Source organism: Hymenobacter sp. (assembly GCF_035709525.1).
In the GTDB taxonomy this organism is placed as follows: Bacteria; Bacteroidota; Bacteroidia; order Cytophagales; family Hymenobacteraceae; genus Hymenobacter.
In genome coordinates this window covers 1-22,660 of the sequence record NZ_DASTEP010000176.1, presented here as the reverse complement: position 1 = coordinate 22,660, position 22,660 = coordinate 1, and the positions used below count along the sequence as shown (strand labels likewise).

At 63.7% G+C, this 22,660-nt stretch carries 24 protein-coding genes; 4 read left to right on the top strand and 20 right to left on the bottom strand.

From position 1 onward, the window contains the following. Positions 1-177 precede the first annotated feature (177 nt). The 15 genes from VFO93_RS16000 to VFO93_RS15930 all read right to left on the bottom strand — a co-directional run bounded on the left by VFO93_RS16000 (position 178) and on the right by VFO93_RS15930 (position 14,348). Positions 178-1,017, bottom strand: coding sequence for a hypothetical protein (locus VFO93_RS16000; RefSeq protein WP_325135373.1), 840 nt, complete (start codon positions 1,015-1,017; stop codon positions 178-180). Positions 1,018-1,277: 260 nt separating this feature from the next. Continuing rightward, complete coding sequence (locus VFO93_RS15995) at positions 1,278-3,779, bottom strand: outer membrane beta-barrel protein (RefSeq protein WP_325135372.1); 2,502 nt, start codon at positions 3,777-3,779, stop codon at positions 1,278-1,280. A 727-nt stretch (positions 3,780-4,506) separates the two neighbouring features. Further along, a complete protein-coding gene (locus VFO93_RS15990) occupies positions 4,507-6,240 on the bottom strand; it encodes a hypothetical protein (protein WP_325135371.1) in 1,734 nt (577 codons plus the stop codon). 156 nt (positions 6,241-6,396) lie between these two features. Beyond that, positions 6,397-7,170 carry a slipin family protein gene (locus VFO93_RS15985; RefSeq protein ID WP_325135370.1) on the bottom strand — a complete coding sequence of 258 codons (774 nt, stop codon included), beginning with the start codon at positions 7,168-7,170 and terminating at the stop codon, positions 6,397-6,399. A gap of 72 nt (positions 7,171-7,242) precedes the next feature. Then, positions 7,243-7,728: a PH domain-containing protein gene (locus VFO93_RS15980; RefSeq protein ID WP_325135369.1), complete on the bottom strand. Its 486-nt coding sequence runs from the start codon at positions 7,726-7,728 to the stop codon at positions 7,243-7,245. A gap of 87 nt (positions 7,729-7,815) precedes the next feature. Next, complete coding sequence (locus VFO93_RS15975) at positions 7,816-8,244, bottom strand: DUF1810 domain-containing protein (RefSeq protein ID WP_325135368.1); 429 nt, start codon at positions 8,242-8,244, stop codon at positions 7,816-7,818. A 32-nt stretch (positions 8,245-8,276) separates the two neighbouring features. Next, positions 8,277-8,660 carry a type II toxin-antitoxin system death-on-curing family toxin gene (locus VFO93_RS15970; RefSeq protein WP_325135367.1) on the bottom strand — a complete coding sequence of 128 codons (384 nt, stop codon included), beginning with the start codon at positions 8,658-8,660 and terminating at the stop codon, positions 8,277-8,279. Beyond that, on the bottom strand, positions 8,657-8,836 hold the full coding sequence (locus tag VFO93_RS15965; protein WP_325135366.1) for a hypothetical protein: 180 nt from the start codon (positions 8,834-8,836) through the stop codon (positions 8,657-8,659). The genes VFO93_RS15970 and VFO93_RS15965 overlap by 4 nt, the downstream gene beginning before the upstream one ends. Before the next feature lie 15 nt (positions 8,837-8,851). Then, on the bottom strand, positions 8,852-9,226 hold the full coding sequence (locus tag VFO93_RS15960; protein ID WP_325135365.1) for a hypothetical protein: 375 nt from the start codon (positions 9,224-9,226) through the stop codon (positions 8,852-8,854). Between the two features lie 228 nt (positions 9,227-9,454). Continuing rightward, complete coding sequence (locus tag VFO93_RS15955; protein WP_325135364.1) at positions 9,455-10,816, bottom strand: M28 family metallopeptidase; 1,362 nt, start codon at positions 10,814-10,816, stop codon at positions 9,455-9,457. 70 nt (positions 10,817-10,886) lie between these two features. Further along, on the bottom strand, positions 10,887-11,342 hold the full coding sequence (locus VFO93_RS15950; RefSeq protein WP_325135363.1) for a DUF1569 domain-containing protein: 456 nt from the start codon (positions 11,340-11,342) through the stop codon (positions 10,887-10,889). A gap of 174 nt (positions 11,343-11,516) precedes the next feature. Then, the gene (locus tag VFO93_RS15945; RefSeq protein ID WP_325135362.1) at positions 11,517-12,251 is read right to left on the bottom strand and encodes a YebC/PmpR family DNA-binding transcriptional regulator; all 735 of its coding nucleotides are present in this window, start codon (positions 12,249-12,251) and stop codon (positions 11,517-11,519) included. A 211-nt stretch (positions 12,252-12,462) separates the two neighbouring features. Next, complete coding sequence (locus VFO93_RS15940) at positions 12,463-12,888, bottom strand: hypothetical protein (protein WP_325135361.1); 426 nt, start codon at positions 12,886-12,888, stop codon at positions 12,463-12,465. 122 nt (positions 12,889-13,010) lie between these two features. Next, positions 13,011-13,934 (bottom strand): MBL fold metallo-hydrolase, encoded by a 924-nt coding sequence (locus VFO93_RS15935; protein WP_325135360.1) that lies wholly within the window; start codon positions 13,932-13,934, stop codon positions 13,011-13,013. Positions 13,935-14,030: 96 nt separating this feature from the next. Continuing rightward, positions 14,031-14,348 carry a hypothetical protein gene (locus tag VFO93_RS15930; protein ID WP_325135359.1) on the bottom strand — a complete coding sequence of 106 codons (318 nt, stop codon included), beginning with the start codon at positions 14,346-14,348 and terminating at the stop codon, positions 14,031-14,033. 160 nt (positions 14,349-14,508) lie between these two features. Between VFO93_RS15930 and VFO93_RS15925 the strand changes: the two genes are divergently transcribed. Next, complete coding sequence (locus VFO93_RS15925; RefSeq protein ID WP_325135358.1) at positions 14,509-17,031, top strand: TonB-dependent receptor; 2,523 nt, start codon at positions 14,509-14,511, stop codon at positions 17,029-17,031. 5 nt (positions 17,032-17,036) lie between these two features. On the opposite strand, the gene VFO93_RS15920 is transcribed toward VFO93_RS15925, so the two are convergent. After that, positions 17,037-17,399, bottom strand: a complete 363-nt coding sequence (locus VFO93_RS15920) for a hypothetical protein (RefSeq protein WP_325135357.1) — start codon at positions 17,397-17,399, stop codon at positions 17,037-17,039. A 93-nt stretch (positions 17,400-17,492) separates the two neighbouring features. Between VFO93_RS15920 and VFO93_RS15915 the strand changes: the two genes are divergently transcribed. Next, positions 17,493-18,113, top strand: coding sequence for a thioredoxin family protein (locus VFO93_RS15915; protein ID WP_325135356.1), 621 nt, complete (start codon positions 17,493-17,495; stop codon positions 18,111-18,113). A gap of 221 nt (positions 18,114-18,334) precedes the next feature. Here VFO93_RS15915 and VFO93_RS15910 read toward each other — a convergent pair whose 3' ends face one another. Further along, positions 18,335-18,706, bottom strand: a complete 372-nt coding sequence (locus VFO93_RS15910) for a GNAT family N-acetyltransferase (protein WP_325135355.1) — start codon at positions 18,704-18,706, stop codon at positions 18,335-18,337. After that, positions 18,640-18,873: a hypothetical protein gene (locus VFO93_RS15905; protein WP_325135354.1), complete on the bottom strand. Its 234-nt coding sequence runs from the start codon at positions 18,871-18,873 to the stop codon at positions 18,640-18,642. The genes VFO93_RS15910 and VFO93_RS15905 overlap by 67 nt, the downstream gene beginning before the upstream one ends. Positions 18,874-18,969: 96 nt before the next feature. On the opposite strand from VFO93_RS15905, the gene VFO93_RS15900 reads away from it, so the two are divergent. Continuing rightward, entirely contained in the window at positions 18,970-19,719 is a 750-nt protein-coding gene (locus VFO93_RS15900; RefSeq protein WP_325135353.1) for an SDR family oxidoreductase, read from the top strand. 78 nt (positions 19,720-19,797) lie between these two features. On the opposite strand, the gene VFO93_RS15895 is transcribed toward VFO93_RS15900, so the two are convergent. Together VFO93_RS15895 and VFO93_RS15890 are read right to left on the bottom strand one after the other, a co-directional pair. Continuing rightward, a complete protein-coding gene (locus VFO93_RS15895; RefSeq protein ID WP_325135352.1) occupies positions 19,798-21,312 on the bottom strand; it encodes a malate:quinone oxidoreductase in 1,515 nt (504 codons plus the stop codon). A gap of 295 nt (positions 21,313-21,607) precedes the next feature. Further along, positions 21,608-22,138, bottom strand: a complete 531-nt coding sequence (locus tag VFO93_RS15890; RefSeq protein WP_325135351.1) for a 2'-5' RNA ligase family protein — start codon at positions 22,136-22,138, stop codon at positions 21,608-21,610. 117 nt (positions 22,139-22,255) lie between these two features. On the opposite strand from VFO93_RS15890, the gene VFO93_RS15885 reads away from it, so the two are divergent. After that, on the top strand, positions 22,256-22,660 hold a 405-nt coding region (locus tag VFO93_RS15885), incomplete at its 3' end, for a spore photoproduct lyase family protein (RefSeq protein WP_349256353.1).

The following is a 22,660-nucleotide window of genomic DNA, read 5'->3' as shown; positions in this document are numbered from 1 at the left end:
TCACCCCACCCCCGGCCCCTCCCCTCCGGGAGAGGGGAGCCAGATGAGTTTTGAGTTTTAAGTTTTGAGTTAAGAGTGTAGCAACTCAAAACTCAGCACTCAAAACTCTCAACTTCACGATAGGCTCCCCTCTCCCGGAGGGGAGGGGCTGGGGGTGGGGTCTCCCACGCTAGGGCACTACTGCGCCGCCAGCTCGGTAGTCTGCGGCGCGGCGGGCAACTGGTCGCAGCTAGTTACTACCAGGATGCGCTCGCCGGCGGCGGCGCGGGCGGCCAGCGGGGCGTACACATACTGCTGGCGGTACTCGTTGATGGCGTCGTTGAGGGTGCGGCTAAACGAGCCCACGGGGTAGAGGCCGGCGGCCTGGGGGCAGAAGTAGGTAGCGGGCGCATCCCACCACTGGCCCGCGCCGGGGCAGTGCTTCTGGAAGGCGGCGGCCAGCTCGTCTACCGTTTGGATGGTGTTTTCGAGGCCGGGCAGGAAGCTGGCGCTCTGAGCGAGGAGCTGCTTCATGGCCTTCTTGGTCAGCGCCTTGTCGCCTCCCGTGCGGAGGTGGAAGCGCCGGGCCTCGCGCAGCAGGTAGTAGAGCTTGAGCTGCTCGGCATCGACTTTGGTGCGCAGGTAGGCGTACTCGGCCTCGGGGTTGTCGAGGCGCTGGGTGGGCACGTTGTAGCGCTGGGCCAGCAGGCGGGTGTAGCCGGGCACGCCCTTGGTGGCAATGGTGGTGGCCTCGGTACTGGCCACGCCGAGGTCAGGTTTTTCGACCACTACCAGCGTGGGCTGGAAGGTCTCAAAAGCTTGGCGCAGCTGGCCAAACTGCTCGTGCTTGGCATCTTGCGAAGTGACTACCCCGAAGTAGCGCACGCTGCCAGCGCTGGCGGGCCGGGCGGCGGCCTGGGCCGCCGAGTAGCTGCCCACGAGCTCTTGGGCGTCGGGCACGGCTACGAAGTTTTGGGCCGAGGCACCGAAAGCGGGGAAAAACAGGGCAGCAGCGAGGAAAAAGGACGAAGCGTTCATGACTCAGAAAGAAAAAATGGTAAGGAGAAAGGGGGAGTAGGGTTGCGGCTAACTCGGTGCAAAGCACGGCGTTGAAAATCAGGAATCGATTACCGTAGTATGTTGGTTGTGAAAAGTTTGCGCGTCGCAAATCTTCCGGCTGAGCCGGTTCAACTAGGTCATACCGAGCCGGCCCGGCAGCTCGCTCGCGCCATGAACCCGAACCAGATTCACGCGAGCCACGTCCGCCAACTCAGTATGCCCTACTTGATTGGGAGGAGTTAGCCGCCGAAGCCGCCGCCGCCGCTCGGGCCGCTTTCGATGCGGCCGGCCTTGGCCTTGGTAGCGCCGATGTACCAGGTGAAGCCGAGCCAGCCCACGCGGGTTTCGCGCTTGTTGTAGAGGGAGGTTTGCAGCTCGGGCGTAGCTAGCTCGGAGCGGCGCACCTGGGTGTTGAGGATGTCCGACACGCGGAGCGTGAGGGCGGCGCGGTCGCTGAAGAGGCGCTGGCGCACCGCAATGTCGATGCCGCCGGTGGGCAGCTGCCGGCCCTGAGCCGTGAGCACCGTCGAGCGCACATTGCCGGTGAGCTGCACGTCGAGGCCCTTGCGGGGCGTGAAGTTGTTGGAGAGGCGCACGTTGCCAGCCAAGGCCGAGCGATTGGCCTGGTCGGCCGCGTTGGTGGCGATTTGCGAGCGGTAGAGCGAGCCGCTGGCTTGCACGCGCCACCACTTGGCCAGGGGCTGGGCCCAGGTCATTTCGAGGCCCAGATTGGTGGTGCTGCCGTAGTTGCGGTAGGTTTCGGCGGTTACGAGGCCCACGCCGTTGTCGCGGGTAGCGTCGTTGTCGATAAAGCGCAGGCGCTGAATAGCTTGCTCGGTAAAGCGGGCAAACACCGTGGTCGTGACGCTGGCCCCATTGGCCAGGTTGAGCTGGTGGCCCAGCTCCAGGTTGTGGCTGAATTCGGGCAGCAGGCCGGGGTTGCCGGTGCGGTAGTTGCGCGGGTCCTGGTAGAGCTGCAAGGGCAGCTGCTGCATGAAATCGGGGCGCTCGAGGCGGCGGGCGTAGCTCAATTGCAGGCGGCTCTGGCCAGCCTCCTTGCCCAGCTCGCGGGCCACCGTGGCGCTCGGAAACAGGTTGATATAGTCTTTGTCAACCCGGGCGCGGCCATCGGCCACGCTGCCGTGCAGCAGGGTAGCCTCGGTGCGCAGGCCGCCCTGGGCGCTCCAGCCGTGAGCCAGGGTGCGCTGGTAGGTGGCGTAGGCGGCGGGCATCACCTGCGAGAAATCGTAGGCAAACGAGTTGGCGGCATCGAGCTGAAACTCGGCTTGCGGGTCGGTTGGCGAGGGCTTGCGCATGTCGGCGCGGCCGGTGGTGCGCTGGCCTTCCAGCTTCACGCCGGTTTCAAATTTGCCTTTGCCATCGGCCGAGGGCAGCACATAGTCGACCTGCCCGAAGAAGATGTTGGCATCCACGGCCTGGTCTTGCCGGAAGCCGCCCCGCGTGCCCCCACCCGTGATAACCTGGCTGACCGGAATCGTGGCCCAGATGCCCACGAAGCCGGCGTTGGCCGTCAGCTCGCGGCCTTTGTGCGCCTCCCAGGTGTGGCGGTAGTCAGCCGACGAGCTCAGTACTTTCACGTTCACGTCGGTTTGCAAGTCACCATTTTGGCTGGTTACGGTGGGGTCGCCTGCCGTTTGCTGGGTTAGGTTCTGGTATTCGCTTTCGAGGTGGCGCTCCCAGTGCGGCTGCACGTTCACGCTCAGGGTCTGCTCTTTGGTCAGCTCGTAGTTGAGGCCCACGCCCACGCTGTGGTTTTGGCTGTGGTTGCGGCCGGTGCCGTCCTGGGTGGTCAGCAGTTGCTTGCCGTTGGTAAGTGCCGTTTGGCTGTTGCGCGAGTTGCTACGGTACACTTGGTCTTGGCCGTAGTAGCTGAGGTTCCAGGTGGCTTTGCCGTGGTGGCGGCTCAGGCTGAGGTTGGGCGAGTACTTGTCCTGCGTGCCCACGGTGAGGGCGGCCTGGCCGTTCCAGCCTTCGGGCTTGTTCTTTTTGGTGATGATATTGATGACCCCCGATCCGCTGGCGTCGTACTTGGCCGAGGGGTTGGTCATGACCTCCACCTGGCTAATCTGCGAGGCCGGAATCTGGTCGAGGCGCGGGCCGGGGCCGCCGTTGCTGGTGCCGGCGGGTTTGCCATCAATAAGAATGGTGAGGTTGGAAGAACCCCGTAAACTAACGGTGCCGCTGGCATCTACCGCTACCGAGGGCACGTTTTCGAGCACGTTTACGGCGGTGCCGCCCACGCTGCTCAGGTCTTTCTCGACGTTGATGACCGTCTTGCCCAGCTCCTGCTGCACCACGGCTTTTTCGGCGGTCACTTGCACCTCGGCCAAGCGCTGGGTGGCGGCGCTCAGCTTCAGAGTGCCCAGGGCCACCGCCGTTTGGCCGGGGGCTACCCGCACGGCCTGCACCGCGCCCTGGTAGCCCATGGCCAGGATGCGCAGCCGGTAGGTGCCGGCCGGCACTTTGGTCAGCTCGAAGCGGCCTTCGAGGCTAGTTTGGCCGCTGGCTACCAGGCTGGTATCGGCAGCTTCGGCGCGGCGCAGCAGCACCGTGGCAAAGGGCAGGGCCTCGGCCTTGGCACCGCCATCCACGGCGGTGCCGCTGAGGGTGGCCTGGGTGGCAGCGGGGGCCGACTGGGCCAGCGCGCCCTGGGGCAGCGTGGCGGCCAGGGCGAGGCCGGTGAAAGCAAATAAGGCGTTGGGGTTCAGGAGGAAGCTCATGGCGAGAAGCTGTAAAAAGGCGTTCGGAAAAGGCATGGCGATTCCGTTCCCAGCCGGCCGCGGTTCCGGGGGTGAAGCGAATCGGTGCCTCAAAAAGCACGAGAGAGGGGAGGGGAGCCGGCCGACAGGGGCGGGTGGGCTAGCGAGGGGCCAGGGTCAGGGTAGGACTTTGGCGGGGGCCGCCGCCCGGTTGGCAGCTGGCAGTGGGGGCTGGGGTGGCAACCGGGCGGCGCCAGGTTGTAGGCTTTGTGCTGGTACTAGGCTTTTGATAGAACAAACTTACAACAGGTACTTTGTTTAGCATAGTACTGTTTCAAACTATTTAGTAAAACCTGCATTTGTGGGCTGGAAACACAGTTTATGACCTGAAAATATTTTTAGGGGAGGCTCTCTCGGCGGGAACTTTTAGCCTTTTTCTACTGCGAGTACCGGGCGGGTAGGCAAACGTTACGCGATGGCAAGGAAATATTTTGCGGGGGGCGAGGTGCTGTGGGCTGGTGTTGTCTCAGATGTTAGCGAGGGAAGGAAGGTTGCCTGGGAGCATTGATTTCTTTTGATTGGCTCGTCAACTGCGGTTTTCCCAGCCCTAAAGACTATGTCGACCGGCTGGACGAACTGGACTAGCGGCAGCAGGCAGTCAGCTTGCTTGGCAATCCATTAAAAAAAGCGTTCTGCTACCAAGAAAGGAGCAGAACGCTTTTGAAATAGAGAGAAAGTGAAACGCCGCCTACGGCTTCACCCAGCGGCCGCGCCAGGCGGTTCCATCCACGGTGGCTTCGACCAGGTAGATGCCGGCCGCCAGCCCAGGCACAGCGAGCGGCACGGCGGTAGCGCCCGCCGCGAGCGGCACCTCAGCCTGCCACACCAAGCGGCCGGTGAGGTCGCGGGCCACCACGGGCACAGTTTGGGCGCGGGCAGCAGTGAGGTGCAGGCTGGGCACCAAGCCGGGGTTGGGGATGAGGGCTAGCAACTCGGCGCTTTGGCCGGCGCGGGTGCCGAGCAATGTGCCCAGCTGCCCGCTATCGTTAATGGTTTGGGCATAAATGCCGTCGCCCTGGCGCTCATCCTGCCACACATTCACGAGCTGGCCGCTGGCGAAGGGCAGCGTGCTGTAGCCGAGCTTCGGGCTGACTACGCTACTGAGTTGCACTGGCCCGGCCGCCCAGGCGGGCTGCGCCTGGTAGTTGAGCTTGGTGGCCCACAGGCCCCGGTTGACCGCGCTGGTGTTGGTAGTATAGGTGAGGATGAGGCCGGTGCCGGTGTCGCGCAGGGTTTGGGTGGCGTAGTACGTGGCGCTGGGCGCTTGCACCACTACGCCGCTGGTGCCCAGCTGCACGGCCCCGGTAGTGGGGTTCAGGCGCTGCACCGTGAGGCCCGAGGTATTTTGCTGCAAGTCCAGCTCGTTCACCGCCGACCACACTTCGCCCCGCGCCGCCACGTATTGGAGCGAGCCACCAATGCGCAGCGAGGCCGTGCCCGCCAGCACTTCGGTGCCGGTGGTGCCCCAGGGCAGGGTGCCATCGGCGGCCACGCGCTGCACATACACGTCGTTGAGGTTGGCATTGGCGGGGTTGCCGGTGTTCACTTGCACCAAGTAGCCGCCCGTGCCATCGGGTATGGGCTCGGGGAAGAAAGAGAAGGGTATCGTCTTGGTGCTCACTTGGGTGGGGGCCGCCCACACGGCTGCGCCGCTGGCGTTGTAGCGCTGGGCGTACATAGTCGAAACGCCCAGGCCCGAGCCGGTTTCCTCTACGTAGCCCACCACCACGTCGTCGGAGTTGGGTACGGCCGTGAAAATGGGCCGGCTAAAGCGACGGCTTGGGGCCTGAATGCGCACCGGGCTGCTCCACAGCGCCGTGCCAGCCGGCGAAAACTTCAGCATGGGAATCAGCTTGGTGCCGTGGTTGGCGTCGGCGGTGGCCCCGGCGTTCCAGCCCACTACCACGTTGTTGGTCGAGGTGATGCCGATGGTGGGCGAGAGGCCCGAATTGGCCGTAGCGTCGAGCAGCTGGATGCCGTTGGCACCCCACAACTGCTGCCCGGTGGGCGAAACCTTGTAGATAACGCACTGCGTGCTGCCGTTGGTGGCGCGCGTATCTTGAAAAGCTACGATGGCATTGCCGTCGTTGTCCGTTTTGAGGTCGTAGCGGTACAGGGCGGTGCCCTGTGGCTGGTTGCTCACCAGTAGCCCGGCTGAGCCTAGTTTGGGCAGGCCATTCACATCGAGCAGTTGCAGGCGCAGCTGGTAGTTGGTGTTGGCCACCGTCTCAAACCACGTCACGTAAGTGCCGCCATTGGGGGCCGGGCTGGTGCGGGGCGTTTCTTCGCTGACGCCGGCTACGTCGCGCACCACGGTGTTTTGGGCGGGGTTCGTTACCCATTGGGCATGGGCGGGGCGGCCAGCCAGCAGGCAAACTGTCCCTAGCAGCAGTAGAGACGTCGAGGTAAAAATTAGCTTCATAAGAGTTGCAAAAAAGGGGATAAGACCAAATATAGTAATAGGTCTACTATGCACCGGAGCAATACTGCGCCCAGTAGCCTTTGTCTCAGCCAATAAATATTGAAAAAGGCGCTGGGCTACGCAGCCCAGCGCCTTTTTTAGCGAATGATACGGCACCTATGCAACTGGCTTATCGCCAGCCGCGCCGCCCAGCAGCGGCGCAATAGTTTTGGCCGCGTGCGCAAACTCGGAGGGGATGAGCACGACGGTGGTCGTGTTGTTGTCGATGCCGATTTCGGACAGCATCTGCATCCGGCGCAACTCCAGGGACATGGGGCTTTTTTCCATTTCCTGCGCGCCCAGCGTCAGCTTGCGGCTGGCCTCCAGCTCGGCCTCAGCCTTGATGAGGCGGGCGCGCTTCTCGCGGATGGCCTCGGCCTCGCGGGCCATCGCCCGCTGCATGGATTCGGGTATTTCCACGTCCTTAATTTCGACCAACTCAATCTTCACGCCCCAGGTTTCGGTGGCCGCGTCTACTAGTTGCAGCAGCGAGCTGTTGATGTGGGCGCGCTCTTTCAGCACCTCGTCGAGCTGATTCTGGCCAATGATGTTGCGCAGCGCCGTCACGGCCAGCTGGTACACGGCGCGGTTGTAGTCGGCCACCTTTATCACGGCGTCAGCGGGACTCACTACCTTAAACCACAGCACCGCGTTGACCTTAATAGTTACGCTGTCCTTGGTGATGGTTTCCTGCTGCTCCAACTCCACCGTTTTGGTGCGCATGTCGATGGTTTGCTGGCGCTCGATAAACGGGATGAGCCAGTAGAGCCCCGGCCCGCGCGTGCCCACGTAGCGCCCCAGCCTGAACACGATGGCGCGCTGATATTCCTGCGCAATGCGCAGGCTGGCAAGTAGTAAAATGAACGCAACGGCAAAAACCGGCAGTAGCATGGCGCGAAAAAAGTAGAGAGTACTTCTACCTATATCGCTGCCCGCGCCCGCGCATTACAGCGGCGGCCCAGGCTACGCGGCCAAGGCTCGGGCGAAGCCGTTGGGGTCGTTGGGCGTCAGGATATACTTCTTGTCGTCCATTGTTTCCAGCAGCACGGGCGTGTCGCGACGGGTAGCGTACCAGGTGGTGCGGCCCAGCACGTGGTTGGCATATTTGCCGTAGTAGCCAAACAGCCCGCCTACCCCAAACAGCCGCACCGAGGCATTGAGGTTTTGCGCCGGCAAAGCCACCACGCGCCGCAGGTCAGCCCGTTTGAGATGCACGTTCCACAGCGGGCGGCTGATAATCACCTCGTCAGCCGTTACCACGTAGCCCGCCGGCCGAAAGGCAAACGCCAGCCCGTATATCGCCAGGCAGCCCACGGTAGTGTAGATGGGGTCCGCCCGGCCCTCGTCGGAGATAAAGGCATACTGCCCACCGATGATGAAAGCGAAAAGCACGGAAACCAACAGCGTGAGTACGATAGCAGTTTTGTCGAGCGAGGCGGCGAATTTCATAAGTACAGAGCGATAATGGGCTGATTTGAAGCATATACGGCAGCAGCCACTATATCGCCGGAGGCCGCCGTGCATTACCAGCACCCGCTAGCGCCCCAGCAGCTGCAAGGTTTTGGTATCGGGCGCGCCGCCAAAAAACTTATCCAATACCGCCTGAAACACTCCATCCGCGCCCGGCACCTGCGCAAACAGCGTCATCGAAGAGCGCAGCTTCAGGTCGTCGGGGCTGCCCATGATGGCGGTGGCATTGCTGCCCGGCAGCGCCAGCAGCGCCCGCGCTATCTCCCGCAGCCGCTGGCCCAGCACCGGGTGCGCCAGGTAGGCCGCCGCCTCAGCCGCGCCCGTGATGCCGTAGCGGTGCGCCATCTCGCTGTAGCCCAAGCCCTGGGCCTGTGGGAAGATGTACCACATCCAATGGCTGCGCTTGCGGCCGGCCGTTATTTCGGCCAGTGCGGTGGGGTAGTCGGCGCGCTGCGCGTCGAGAAAGCGTTGGAGGTTGGGGGTTTCTTGTGGCATGATTTGCTGCGTGCGGCGAAACTGCCGAATTGTTAACGAGCGCTGCTAACGAGTTTGCTTTGTATCCAAGTCACGATTTCTGGAAAAGCAATTTGACCCGACGCGATGCTGATTACGAAATCGTACTTCTCATCCTGCGTTGCCTGCAAATCCTGGCCAGCCTGTAGTAGAAGCAACCGCATCAGGACGTAGCCAGTACGCTTGTTACCGTCCACGAAAGGATGGTTTTTAACGATACTTTCTACGATTGCCGCAGCCTTTTCGGCCGGGGTCTGGTAAAACTCCGTTTCACCAAACCCTGCAAAAGGCCGCTCGATAGCCGCTCGTAGCAAGCCCTCCTCGCGCACGCCCACCACGCCGCCAAAAGATTCTACCAGCACCTGGTGAATCTCCAATACCTCCTGATAGGTTATCATTTGGCCAGCCGCTCAAGCACTTCCTTGTCTTCCAGTAGGATGGTTTTCAGGTGCGAAGACAAGCGCGCCTTTTCCTGCGCGGCTTTCTCTACTTGCCGCAAGTGCTGCAATAGCTCGCCAAGCGCGTCGGCCGGCAGTGTAGCAATTATCTGAGCTATTTCTTGTTTGATTTCCATGAAGATAAGGGAAAATTAAGGCTCGTTGCGCTCTTTTATACGAAAAATAGCCAGCGCGGTACCCTTGCTATCAAGCGCTACCAGCCGGGCTGTCGGTTTCAATTGTTGAAACGACGAGTAGGGCCGGATGGCAATGCTGGCTATTCCTGGCATCGAGGCATTGGCGTTGGGTTGCATAAGCAGCAGGCTGTCGCGGCGCACGTAGTGCCCCCGCACAATGGCCGAGCGCCCCAGCGGGCCATGCCGCCAGTATTGGTATTCGCCGTTCTGCTTGAACAGCATATTATCGGAGCCGGCAAAATCGTAGCGCTCGGCAAGCAGCCAATCGGGTGAGCTGAATAAACGATTGGCGTAGCCATAGCTGGTTGCTATAGCGAAGGGGGCAAGCAAGAGCCCAAAAGGAGCCAGGCGCTTTTGCCAAGGTAAATAAGCGCGCTTGATAATCCGGCCTACCGCCAGCACAAACAAGCCAAGCCAGGTAGCAATGCTTCCTACTCCGACCAGCATAGCCAACAGAGAATTCTCATGGTCGGCGTCATAAGCCGTGTACACCCAGGCCAAGCCTACAAAGCAGCAGGCAACGAAAAAGCCTTTGTTTTCTCGCATGTCACATACAAATTACCGCCCCACCACCGGCAGCACCGGCGGGCTTTCGTGCCCCTGGGCATCCACGCTCACCACGCCGAAAATGTAGTTATCCTTGCTAATGGGTAGGTCAGCGGTGAGGCCGGTAGACGGGTAGCGCTGCTGCCACTGTGGGGCACTGGTTTCGCGCACCAGCACCACGTAGCCGGCGGGCGCGGGGCCGCCTTTGGGGGCCTGCCAGCGCAGCTCGGTGCGGTTGGCGAGCTTGGCGGTGAGGACTTCCACCTTTTGGGGGGCGGCGGGGGCCAGGGCCAGGCTGGCCAGCGTAGCCAGGTTTACCTGGGCGGTGCGGCGCAGGTAGCGGTAGTCCACAAACTCGGGCTTGTCGCCGTACTCGATGCCGTTTTCGGTGCGCAAATCCTGGTGCTGGTGGTTGAAATTCTCGTTGGTTTCGGTGAAGCGCACGGCCGGAAACCCCTGCTGGTTGAAGGGCGTGTGGTCGCCGCCGCGCAAAAAGCGGTCGGGGCGGTATTCGAGCAGCACGGCGTAGCCGTTAGCGTTCACGTAGCGCTGGGCGGTGGCTTGGGCGTAGCGGGCGAGCTGGCGGCTGGGCGCGTCGTTTTCGGAGCTGAGCTGGCGGCGCTGGCGCGCCTGTTCGGGCGTTTCGGTGGCCGGCACGCCCTCGCTGAACACGCGCAGATGCAGCGAATCGGTGATTTCGGGGTCGTAGCCCCGCGAGTTGCCCACGATGTCGTTGTTGAGCATCGCCACTACGTTCCAGTTCTCGCGCTTGGCGCGGCGGGCCAGGTGGTCGGCCCCGAGCAGGCCCTGCTCTTCGCCCTGCACGGCCACCAGCTTGATGGTGCAGGGAAACCGCTGGCCGGCCAGCACGCGGGCTACTTCCAGCACGGCGGCCACACCGCTGGCGTCGTCGTTGGCGCCGGGCGCGTCGGCGGTGCGGTTCATCACGTCGGTCACGCGCGAGTCGAGGTGGCCGCTCATCAGCAGCACCCGCGTATCGGTGGGGTCGGTGCCGGGGATGGTGGCCAGCACGTTGGCCATCGGCGTGAGCTTATCCACGCGCTTGCCGTCGGGCCGTACCAGGAAGGTATCCATCTCCACCGTCATGCGCCCGCCGCCGGCCTTGCTGTATTTCTTAAACTCATCGAACACCCACTGCCGGGCCGCGCCGATGCCGCGCTTTTTGCTCTGGGTGTCGCTGAGCGTGTGGCGGGTGCCGAAGCTCACCATTTTGCGCACGTCGGCTTCGAGGTTTTTGCTGGAAATTTCATTTACCCAGCGCTGAATGGCGGGGTCGGGCGCGGGCGGCGGGGCCGGGGTTTGGGCCAGGGCGGCGAGGGGCAGCAGGCAGGGCAGGAGCGGGTAGCTTTTCATAAGTACCGCAATAAACGACAAACGCCACCCGTCGGCTAAGACGGGCGGCGTTTGTCGTAGCAGGCCGGCGTTAAACCCCGAACTGCCGCAGGTGATGGTCGAGGTGCTTCCAGGTAATCTCGCCAAACTCCTGCGCCGAAAGGTGCCCAAACAGGGGGTGGTCGACGCCGCTGGGGCGGTAGCTAGCCGGCGCGAGCAAGCCGATGAGCGTGGCGTGGTCGGTGGCAAAGCTGATGGGCGGCGTCATGCCGCCTTTGGCATCCAGCTCGTGCATGGTCTTCCTATTGGGCTTAAATTCTCGGAGCCGCGTGATGAAAAACCACTTCAGCAGTGGCCGAAGCAGCCTCGGCACGCGCACGGAGGTCACGGGCTTTTCGCCCCGGCTCACGCGCAGCTGGTCGGCGCAATGCACCAGCATCTGGCCGGCCGTCATGGTGCCCCAGCGGGGCCGGGCGTCGGGCATCAGTTGAAACAGCCGGCTAATAAGTGCCTTGTTATCACTAGGATTTAGAAAACTGGCCGCCATAAGCGAGAGCGTATTTTGACGAAAGCAAGCCCGCGAAAGTAGCGCGAAAACGGGCTAGTAACGGCTAAAAAATACCGCCGCCCATCTGGTTCGACGGGCGGCGGCTGAAGGAGCGCGGACTTCAGTCCACAAGTTATCTGGCAGGGCACTCGTGGACTAAAAGTCCAAATTACGCTACCCCATCGTGTGGTACACGGCCTGCACGTCCTCGTCCTCCTCAAGCTTGTCGATGAGCTTTTCGACCTCCTCGGCCTGCTCGTCGTTCAGCGACACCGTGGTATTGGGCACGCGCTGCAAGGTAGCGCTCACCACGTTCACACCCTTGGCATCCAGAGCTTTCTGCATCTGGCCAAAGTCGGTGAAGGCGGTTTCAATCACCATGTACTTGTGCTCGGCGCCGTGCTCGTCTTCCTCAGTGGTTTCGTACACGTCCTCCGCGCCCGCGTCGATGAGCTCCAGCTCCAGTTCGTCGCGGTCCAGCCCTTCAGCGGCCAGCTTGAAGACACCCTTGCGGGTGAACGTGTAGTCCGACGAGCCGGCCGTGCCAAGCGCGCCGCTATTGCGGTTGAAATACAGGCGCACGTTGCTCACGGTGCGGGTGGGGTTGTCGGTGGCCGTTTCGACCACGATGGCCACGCCGTGGGGGCCATAGCCTTCGTACACAACTTCCTGATAGTCTTTCTCATCCTTGCCGGTGGCGCGCTTGATGGCGGCTTCCACGCGGTCTTTGGGCATGTTCACGCCCTTGGCGTTTTGCATGGCCGTGCGCAGGCGGGCGTTCGATTCGGGGCTGGCACCGCCCTCTTTCACGGCCATCACGATTTCCTTGCCGATGCGGGTAAAGTCTTTCGACATCCGGTCCCAGCGCTTCATTTTGCGGCCTTTGCGGAATTCAAATGCGCGTCCCATTTTTTCTAAGTATCAATTAACAATGAGCAATTAACAGCTCGCCTGGCGGGGTGGGGTAGGGCGGGCTGAATTTGGGCGCAAGTTAGTAAAGGCGGGCGCAGGGCGGGCAAGGCACACAGCCCAGCAGGCAGTAGCGCCAACTGCGTAGCGCGCGTTTGGCGGGTTCGTTATAATCGATTGCCTGAAAACGCGAGCTACAAAGCTCGCGCTGCTAGTTGCCAGCCGGTGCCGTGGCCGCCAGCTCATACACGCCCTTGTTGCCCGTGGGGTAGCCCGCAATGGTGATGCTGAGCTGCCGGGTAGCCGGCGCGTAGCGGAAGGTACCGCGCTGCACATCGTGCCCTTTGAGGTCGGTAAAATCGAAGAAAATGCTGTCGCCCTTGGTCGTAAAGCGCCCGTGCTGCGTGAAGTAGCGCGGCCCGTTGGCCCCCAGCAAAATGCTGAGGCGCTTGTCGTAAGTGCCATCGGCGCGCAAAGCCAGCGTGCCGCCCACACCCTCTACCTGGGTGGGCATCTCGCTGGTCGTGAAGTCGTACACGGTGTAGGCCGTGTAGGTGTAGGTGGTGTAAAAGGCCGCGGGCGGGTCGGCGGCCGGTGGTGCCAGCAAGGCTATTGCCAGAAAGCAGCTACGCATCATAAAAGCAAAACTAAAGCGGCCACTGCCTGGTAAAAAGTCGGCCGGACTAGCCGTAAAACGGAGTGGCACTCCGTTTCCACGTTTGGGCGTGCCCTGGCGCAGAAACGGAGTGCTACTCCGTTTTACATGGCCCGGCGCTTGCGGCGGCCGCCTACCAGCAGCCACGCGCCGCCGGCCAGCAGCAGCCCCAGCCCAATGGCCGCCGCCTGCCGGGGCAGCTTGTCGGCGGGGGCGGGCGGCAGGTGCTCGACGCCGCTGGCATCCACGCGGGCGGGCTCGCGGAGGTAGCGGCCCTGGGCGGGCAGCGGGTAGTCGTTGGCCAGGTGCTGGAGGTCTACCATCGCTTGCAGGCCGGTCAGCACCGGGCCGTGGCCGCAGCCGATGTGGCGCGGCTCCAGCGCGGCCAGCTTCTGCACCGACTCGCGGCACTGCGCCCAGTCGTAGTTGAAGGGCGCGCCCGCCACGCTGATTTTGGGCACGCCGAGCAGCACTTTGGGCACCGACTCGTGGTCGGTAGTAGCGAAAGCGTCGGCCCCGAGCAGCGTGTGGTCGGCCTCCCGAAAGAGGGCAATCTGGCCCGGCGCGTGGCCCGGCACATGCACCCAGCGCCAATTGGCGAGGTAGGGCACGGCTTCATCATCTGGGTTCAGCGGCTGCACTACCTCGCTGATGTTGGGCAGGTCGGTGGGGAAAAACCGGCTCATAAACGCCAGCGTGCCGCCCACGGTGGGGTCGCGGGGCGGGTATTTGGCCTGGCCCGTCACGTAGGGCAGCTCCAGCGGGTGAACCAGCACGGGCACGCCCCAGGCGGCGGCCAGCTCCTTGGCCGAGCCCAGGTGGTCGAGGTGCCCGTGGGTCAGGATGATGGCCTGCGGCTTGGCCCCGGGGCCAAACTGCTTGTCGGCGGCAGCCCGGATTTCCTTGTCCGAGCCCGGCAGGCCGGTGTCAACCAGCACCCATTCCTTGTCGTTGCCGGCCTCGACAAAATATACGTTTACAAAGCGCTTGATGCGCAGCTGGTGGACGCCAGCGGCTACCTGGTCCATGAGGTGAGAGGGTGAAATGGTGAGTAGGGAGGTGGCTGGCATACGGCCCAACGGCCTGCCGGGGTGCGAACTCGCTACTCACCACTCACCAGCTCACTAGTTGCCGGCCTCGCCGGTTGGTCCGTGCACGTCGCCGTGGCGCGAGAAATTGCTACCGGTTTCGGGAGGCGGCAGGTGGGTGGCTACTACGTCGCGCACGTGGCCGTTTTCGGGAGTGGGCGTGCGGCCTTCCGAGCGGCTGGGGGCGGGCGTGGGGGCGGCCTCGGGGGCGGCGGACGCGCCGCTCAGCAGCGCTTTTACGCTGGCTTTGCCCTTTTTGAAAAGCCGGCCCTTGTTAGTAGCCAGAAAGAAGATGCCGGTGCCAATGGCGACGGCAGCGACGCCGTACCAGGCGGGTTTGGGTTGGTTGGCCATGAGGTAGGAATAAGAAAAGAGGAATGCCCTAGTACGCCGTTTGGCCAGCGGCCGACTGTGCGGCGGCAAAAAATAAAATTGGCTGGACGGTGGAAATAAGTGCCCCCGCAACAACCCCGGAGCCGCTACCCGCGCCTTTGCCAAAACTAACCAGCTCCTTATGCTCCTACGCACTACGCTCATGGGTTTGCTAGTAACTGTAAGCACGGTGGCCCCGGCTTTCGGCCAATCTGCGCCGCGCGGGGCCGCCCAGCTCACGGGCACCGTCGTGGATGGTAGCACCGGCGCGGCCCTCGGCTACGCCTCGGTGGCGGCGCTGTCGGCAGCGGGCACGGTGGTGAGTGGCAGCGTGTGCGGAGCCGATGGCCGGTTTGTGCTGCCCGGCCTGGCGGCGGGCGCTTACACGCTGCGCATCAGCCTGGTAGGCTACCAGGAGCTACTGCGGCCGGGCGTGGCGGTGCCCGAAGGCGGCACCCTGAACCTGGGCTCGCTGGCGCTGCGGCCCGCTGCGCGGCAGCTGGGCGAGGTAGAAGTAACCGCCAAAAAGCCGCTGATTGAGGAAAAGATAGACCGCACCGTCTACAACGCTGAGCTCGACGAAACCACCCGCGGCGGCGACGCCACCGACGTGCTGCGGCGCGTGCCGCTGCTGAGCGTGGACCTCGACGGCAACCTGAGCTTGCGCGGCAGCCAGAACATCCGGGTGCTGCTCAACGGCAAGCCCTCGACCATCGTGGCCAACAGCATCGCCGACGGCCTGCGCCAGCTGCCCGCCGACCAGATTAAGGCCGTGGAAGTTATCACCGCCCCCTCGGCCAGGTACGATGCCGAAGGCTCGGCCGGCATCATCAATATCATCACCAAAACCAACACCCTGCGCGGCGGCCAGCTGAGTGTCGATGGCAGCGCGGGCACCCGCTCGGCCACGCTGAACCTGAACGGCGGCTACCGCACCGGCAAAATGGGCTTCGCGCTGGGCGGCTTTGGGCGGGCGGGCTACAACACGCCGGGCAGCTTTGCCAGCGGCCAGCTCACGACCAGCCCCGCCACCGGCCAGCAAACCCGCACCACCCAGGCGGCCGACACGCGCCAAAACCAGCTGTTTGGCCGCTACACCCTGGGCTGGGACTACGACCTGAATGCGCGCAACTCGCTGGCCGCCTCGCTCACCTACGGCACCCGCAACGCCACGTTTTACCAGGATGCGCTGGCTACCAGCACTACCGCGCTGGCTACGGGCAACACCGCTACCTCGGTGCGCAACGTGCAAACCACCGACGACTCGGGCACCCTCGATGCCAGCCTGAGCTACCTGCGCACCTACGCGCGGCCCCAGCGCGAGCTGAGCGTGCTAACCCTCTACAGCCGCAACGACCGCACCTACCGCTTCGCCAACGACACCTACGCCGCCAGCGACGCCAACGCCCTCGGGTCAGCCGGCAACGATAACCCCAGCCTGAACGAGGAGCTGACCGCCCAGCTCGATTACCAGACGCCCACCGGCCAGAATCAGCTGCTGGAAGTAGGCCTGAAAAACATCCGGCGGGTTGTGCGTAGCGATTACCGCTACGCTGGCCAGCTGGCCATTACGCAGGCCGATAATACCTTTCGCTACTACCAAAACGTGGCGGCGGGCTACCTGGCCTACACCGTGGCGCTGCCCCACAATTTCACGTTCAAGCCCGGCCTGCGCTACGAGTACACCGCCCTCGCGGCCGAGTACGACCGGGGCGCGGTAGGCGAGCTGCCCGATTACGGCCTGCTGGCACCCAGCGCGAGCCTCCTCTATAAGCTGCCTAACGGCAACGCGCTGCGCCTGGCCTACAACCGGCGCATTCAGCGCCCGTCGCTGCAATTTCTCAACCCCAACCGCCAGGCCGCCAACCCCCTGCTGCAAACCGAGGGCAACCCCGCGCTACGCCCCGAATACACCAGCAACTACGAGCTGGGCTACAGCACCTTGCTTGGGCAGGCCAATCTCAGTTTTAGCGCGTTTGCGCGCACCACCAGCGGCTCCATTCAGTCGGTGCGCGGGCCGCTCGGCGCGGCGGCCTACCCCGGCGCGGTGCTTGTTGCCTACGAGAATATCGGGCAGGAAAGCGCCTACGGCGGCAGCGCCTTCGGCAGCCTCGACGTGGGCACCAAGTTCAGCATGAGCGCGGGCCTCGATGCCTACTACCTGGCGCTGCGCAACAACGTGGCCGACCCGCTGTACGCGGCCCGCAACGCGGGCCTGGTGCTGAGCGGCCGGCTCTACGCCAGCTACGCCCTGCCCAAAAACTGGAACCTCCAGGTGTTCGGCTTCTACCGGGGGCAGCAGGTGCAGCTGCAAGGCGCGCAAAGCAATTTCGCGGTCTACAGCTTCAGCCTCAAGCACGATTTTGCCCAGAAAAAGGGCAGCCTGGGTTTGGGGGCCGAAAACTTTTTTTCGCCCAGCAACGCCGTGCGCAGCGAGGCCACGGGGCCGCTGCTGGCGCAGCGCACAACCACTGTGCAGCGCATCACGAGCTTCAAGGTATACTTCAGCTACCGCGTGGGCAAGCTCACGGCCGAGCCCCGCCGCCGCAAGGGCGTGCAAAACAACGACCTGAAGCTAGACGAAAACGGCGGCGGCAGCCAGGGCACCGGCAGCGTCCCCGACGCGGCCCGGCCGGCTCCGCCCGCCCCGGCTCCCAAAAAGTAGCCGCCCTACTTCACCGGCGCGCTGCGGACCTCGCCGGTTTGCTTATCGACCTCGAAGCGGGCGCGGTTGGGCATGCGCTGGGCCCAGTCGGTGCGGGGCACCAGCACCTGCCAGGTGGCGTCGTTGTCATTCACGCGGGCCGAGTCGGGCACGAACAGCGCGGCGTTGGGCAGCGCCTGAATGTGGCGCGCCACGGCGGCGCGGGCGGCGGCTTCGGTGGGTGCGCCGGGCGCAGGGGCGGCGGCGGGCGGCGGCATACCGGGCGCATCATCCAGCGGGGGCGCGGCGGAAGTGGCGGGGGAGGAGGTGTGGCAGCCAGCCAGCAAACCCAGCGCCAGGGCGGCGGCGGGAACGAGAAGTTTCAGCATCCGGCAAAGCTACTTGGGGCGGGCCCGCTGCCCAGCCGTATCCAAAATGCGGCATTTGCGGTTATAGGCTCAACGTTACTTTACTTTACCTGCATGGCTGCTTCGCCCAAACTCCCCGTGCTGCCCGCCGAGTCGCTGGCCGGCGCTTATACCTACCAGGCCTACCGCCAGCTTATTGATGAGCTATTGGCCGAGGGCAAAACCACCGGCCCCGAGCAGTCGGAAGAGCTGACCGCCTACACCGACCTGAACGTGAAGCGTATGGAGCGCCTCGACAAAACGGTGCAGGTGCAGCCCGCCCTGGCCGCTGCCGCCGCTGGCCTGCAAGGCCACTACCTCTGGCTCATCATCACCGAAGGCTGGTGCGGCGACGCGGCCCAGCTCGTGCCCATCATGGAGGCCGTGGCGCAGGCCAGCGCGGGCCACCTCACCACCCGCTACGTGCTGCGCGACGAGCACCCCGAGCTCATGCAGAGCTACCTCACCGGCGGCGGCAAGGCCATCCCCAAGCTGCTGGTAGTGAACCCCGATACGCTACTCGAAATCACGCACTGGGGCCCGCGCCCCGCCCCCGCCCAAACGCTACTGCACAAGCTCAAAGCCGAAGGCGCGACCCACGAAGAGTACGCCCGCGAAATCCACACCTGGTACGCCCACGACCGCACCCAAACCACCCAAACCGAACTGCTGGCGCTGGTGCAAGGGCTGGAGTAGTAGGATTAAGAGTTAAGAGTTGCGCAAAAGGGTTGCCGGATTAGCCGCGAAGCGGCGATATGTTGGTAGCCATAAAGTGTTTACACTATTCAGAGCCGCAAAGCGGCGGCACCTGGCGCTAACAAGGCAGGTGCCGCCGCTTTGCGGCTATACTCCTGCTTATCAGGTATTTACTACCAACATGCCGCCGCTTCGCGGCTAGTTGGGTAGCCCGTTTTCGTTTAGCTCTTAACTCTTAGCTCCAACCCCAGCAACACCAGCGGCTGGCGGGGCCGGCCAAACTCAGTAGTGTCCGGGAAATCCTCGCTCGCGCCAGTGCGCTGGTAGCCATGGCGCTCGTACCAGGCCACTAGCTCGGGCCGGGCCGACAGTACCGAGATGAGCACGCGCGTGCAGCCGTGCTGGCGGGCGTAGGCCTCGGCCGCAGCCAGCAGCTGCCGGCCCACGCCGTGGCCCTGCGCCGCCGGGGCCACGGCCAGCGTGCTGAGGTAGAGGGCGTCGTTCTTCGCTTCTAGATAAACGCAGCCTAGAACAACGTTGTCGGCCACGTATTTGAGCAGCGCTGTTCGCTGGCCGCCCGCCGGCAACAACATCTCTTGCAAATGATTTTCGCCGATGCGCGGCGCGGCCCGTCGAGCAGGTGCGCTTCGGTAGTCCAGCCCTGGGCCGAGGGCACGCCCCGGTAAGCCTGGTTGATGAGCGCGGCCAGGGCCGGAACATCGGCCAGCGCGGCGGGGAGAATGGTAAAAGCAGGTTGCACAAAGTAAAAATAGCGGCCGGCCCGGCCGAGGGCTCAACAAAGGCCAGCGGCACTGGTTGTCAGCACTACTTGTCCGCTCCTTTTTCTTTTTCTCTCATGAACCTCAGCCACAACACTATCCTGCTCACGGGCGGAGCCTCCGGCATCGGCCTGGCGCTGGCCCGGCGCCTGCGGGCGGCGGGCAGCGAAGTCATCATCTGCGGCCGCCGCCTCGACAAGCTGCGCGAAGCGCAGCAGCAGGTGCCCGGCCTGCACATCTACGAAACCGACCTGGCTCAGCCCATCGAGCGGGCCGCGCTGGTGCGCCGCGTGCTAGCCGATTTCCCGGCCCTCAACGTGCTGATTAACAACGCCGGCATTCAAAACCGCTTTCAGCTGGCCGACCTGCCGCCCGACCTCGCCGCCTGGGAGCAGCAGCGCGAGGAAATCGCCATCAATTTTGAAGCGCCCATCCATCTCGCGGCGCTGCTGGTGCCGCACCTGCGCCAGCAAGTTAGTCCGGTCATTATCAATGTGTCATCCGGCCTGGCCTTTGCCCCGATGGCCGCCGCCCCCATCTACAGCGCCACTAAGGCGGCGGTGCATTCCTTCACCATGTCCTTGCGGCAGCAGCTGGTCCCGCTGGGCATTGGGGTGCTCGAAATAGTGCCGCCCGGCGTCAATACCGACCTCGGCGGGCCGGGGCTGCACACCTGGGCCGTGGCCGTCGATGCCTTTGCCGACAGCATCGTGGCCCGCCTCGCGGCCGGCGAAGAAGAGGTAGGCTACGGCACGTCGGAGGCCATTCGGCAAGCTTCGCGGGCCGAGATTGACGCGCGGTTTCGGCAGATGAACGGGGTAGGGTAGGAGCTTGTTGGGCGACACACCTGAACGACAAAAGGCCAGCCGCAAGCGCGACTGGCCTTTTCTATTAAAAAGATAAGCCTACTCGTTGTTGAGCTTGAGCACCTGGGCCGAGTGCGCCCGGATGGACGCGCACAAGCTCGGGCTCTGGGCCAGCGGCTGCCCAAACGAGGGCACCAGCCGGTGAAACACCGCCTGCCACGCCTCCGAAGCGGCCTGCTCGGGAAAGCAGCGCTGCACCAAATCGAGCATGATGCTCACGGCCGTGCTCGCGCCCGGCGACGCGCCCAGCAGCGCCGCGATGGAGCCATCGGCCGCCGTCACTACTTCGGTACCAAACTCCAGCACGCCGCCTTTTTTCTTGTCTTTCTTGATAACCTGCACCCGCTGGCCGGCCGTTTCGAGCTGCCAGTCTTGCGGCTGCGCGCCGGGGTAGTACTCGCGCAGCGCCGCGATGCGCTGCTCGGGCGACTGCAACACCTGCCCGATGAGGTACTTAGTGAGCGGAATGTTGCGCGCCCCGGCGTAGAGCAGCGGCCGGATGTTGCCGAGCTCAATCGAGCGGAACAAATCGGCGTAGGAGCCGCGCTTTAGAAACTTGGTGCTGAAGCCGGCGTAGGGGCCGAAGAGTAGCTCTTTGCGGCCGTTTATCTGGCGCGTGTCGAGGTGGGGCACCGACATGGGCGGCGAGCCCACGGCGGCCTTGCCGTACACCTTGGCCTCGTGGTGGGCGATTACCTCGGGGTTCAAGCACTTGAGCCACTGCCCGCTCACCGGGAATCCGCCGAAGCCGTTGGCCTCCGGGATGTCCGATTTTTCGAGCAAGTGCAGCGAGCCGCCGCCCGCCCCGATAAACACAAACCGCGTGCGGATTTTGCGGCTGTTGCCGCTGGCTAAATCCTTGATTTTCACCTGCCAGGTGCTGTCTTCCTTGCGGCTCAGGTCTTTAATTTCCTGGCCCAGCTCGAACGTGACGCCCGGCTGTTGGCGCAGGTAGTCGAACAAGCTGCGGGTGAGCGCGCCAAAATTGACGTCGGTGCCGATGTCCATGCGCGTGGCGGCCACGGGCTGGCTGGGGTCGCGGCCGTCCATCACCAGCGGTATCCACTCCTCAATCAGGGCCGGGTCGGTCGAAAATTCCATGCCCTTGAACAGCGGCGAAGCCACCAGCGCCTCGTGGCGCTTGCGCAGGTACTCCACGTTGGCCGCGCCCCACACAAAGCTCATGTGCGGAATGGTGCGAATGAAGTTTTCGGGCTCGGGCAGGTGGCCTTCCTGCACCAGGCTGGCCCAAAACTGCTTGCTAAGCTCAAACTGCTCGGCAATCTTGTCGGCCTTCGAGATTTCGACCGAGCCGTCGGGCAGCTCGGGCGTGTAATTGAGCTCACAAAAGGCCGAGTGGCCGGTGCCGGCGTTGTTCCAAGCGTCGGAGCTTTCGGCCGCCACGGCGTCGAGGCGCTCGTAGATGGCGATGGTCAGCTTGGGGTCTAATTCCTTGAGTAGCACGCCCAGCGTGGCGCTCATGATGCCCGCGCCCACGAGCACGACATCGGCCGCCAGCGGCTTGGTCGCAGAGATAGAAGTAGTCAGATTCACGGTAATTCAGGCTGGTAGGAAGTCGCTTCCTACGCATTCAAGGCCGAAAGGTACAAAAGCCTTTAACCTAAAAAGGATGAAGCGAGTGCCCGCCCGCCCCGCTGCTCCCCAATCGAATGCAGGGCTCTTATAGCTTGGTTTTTGAGGGTAAGCTTCTAAATATCATTAGATTATATATCGAAGTGCTGGGCGGGCGTAGAGACGCATCTTTGCGTCTCACGTTATTCAGCTCGCCGGACGTGAGACCGCAAGTGTGCGTCTCTACACCGGTCGGTCTATTGCCTTGAAAACAGCTCTAACGCAACTGTATCCCAAAGCTGAACTGCTCGCGCAGCTCCCACGGCCCGCCTTTATAAGCCCACAGCGCCAGCCCCGTGCCCTGCGCCTCGAAAGGCTGAAAGCCCGCCGCCAGCTCCTCGTGCAGGGCGCGGGCCACGGCCGGGTCCACCTTGTTTTGCACCGTGATGTGGGGGCGCAACCCCTGCCCATCCTGCGGCGTGAGCCAGGGCTGCCACTGCCGCTGCAAGCGCCGGTGCAGGGCGGGCAGCGCGGGGTTGTCGAGGGTGTACATCACGCCCCGGCCCATGAATTTGACGCCCGTAACCGCGAGCGGCAGCGGCCCCGGCTGGGCGGCCGCTGCGGCCGCCAGGTCGGCCACGATGGCATCGTACTCGGCCCCCGGTAGCGCGTGAAATAGCGTGAGGTGCGCGTTGAGGTAGTTGATTTTGGCCGGAAAGTAGCGGCGGCGCTGCGCGTCGAAAAACGCCTGGCTGTCGGCGTCGAGCGTGAGGGTGAGGATAAGCGGGGCCGGGCCGGAAGAATGCATGAGCTGAAAAAAGAGAAATCTTAAATTGGCCGCAAGTGGTTGATAATTACCAGGAAATATTGCAAGCGCTAGCCGCTCAAAATGACCTATTGCCGGGCGGCTGGCGTTAAGTACGTAATGCAAACCGACCTGTTTTTGCCCGTCCTCAATTCGCCCACGCCCGCTATTTCGCTGGCCCCGGCCGAGGCCGCCGCGCCCCGCACGCACGGCGCCAAGCTGTGGCTGCCCAAGCGCGTGCTCTTCACGCCCGATGCGCTCGATGAGGAGTACGGCCAGCAGATACTGGCCCGCGCCACGGCGCTGAACCTCGACATTGAATTGCTGAAAAGCAACCGCCTTACCGGGCTGCGCGGCGACGACGAGCGCGCCACCTACCGCACCGCCAAAACCACGCTGGCCGTGGTGAAAGCGCCCGCCGGCGCGCTGCGCCTCCAGCCCACGCCGCCCTCGGCCGACTACCAGCTCAACCTCGCCGAAGGCTGCCCCGCGCACTGCCAGTACTGCTACCTGGCCGGCAGCCTC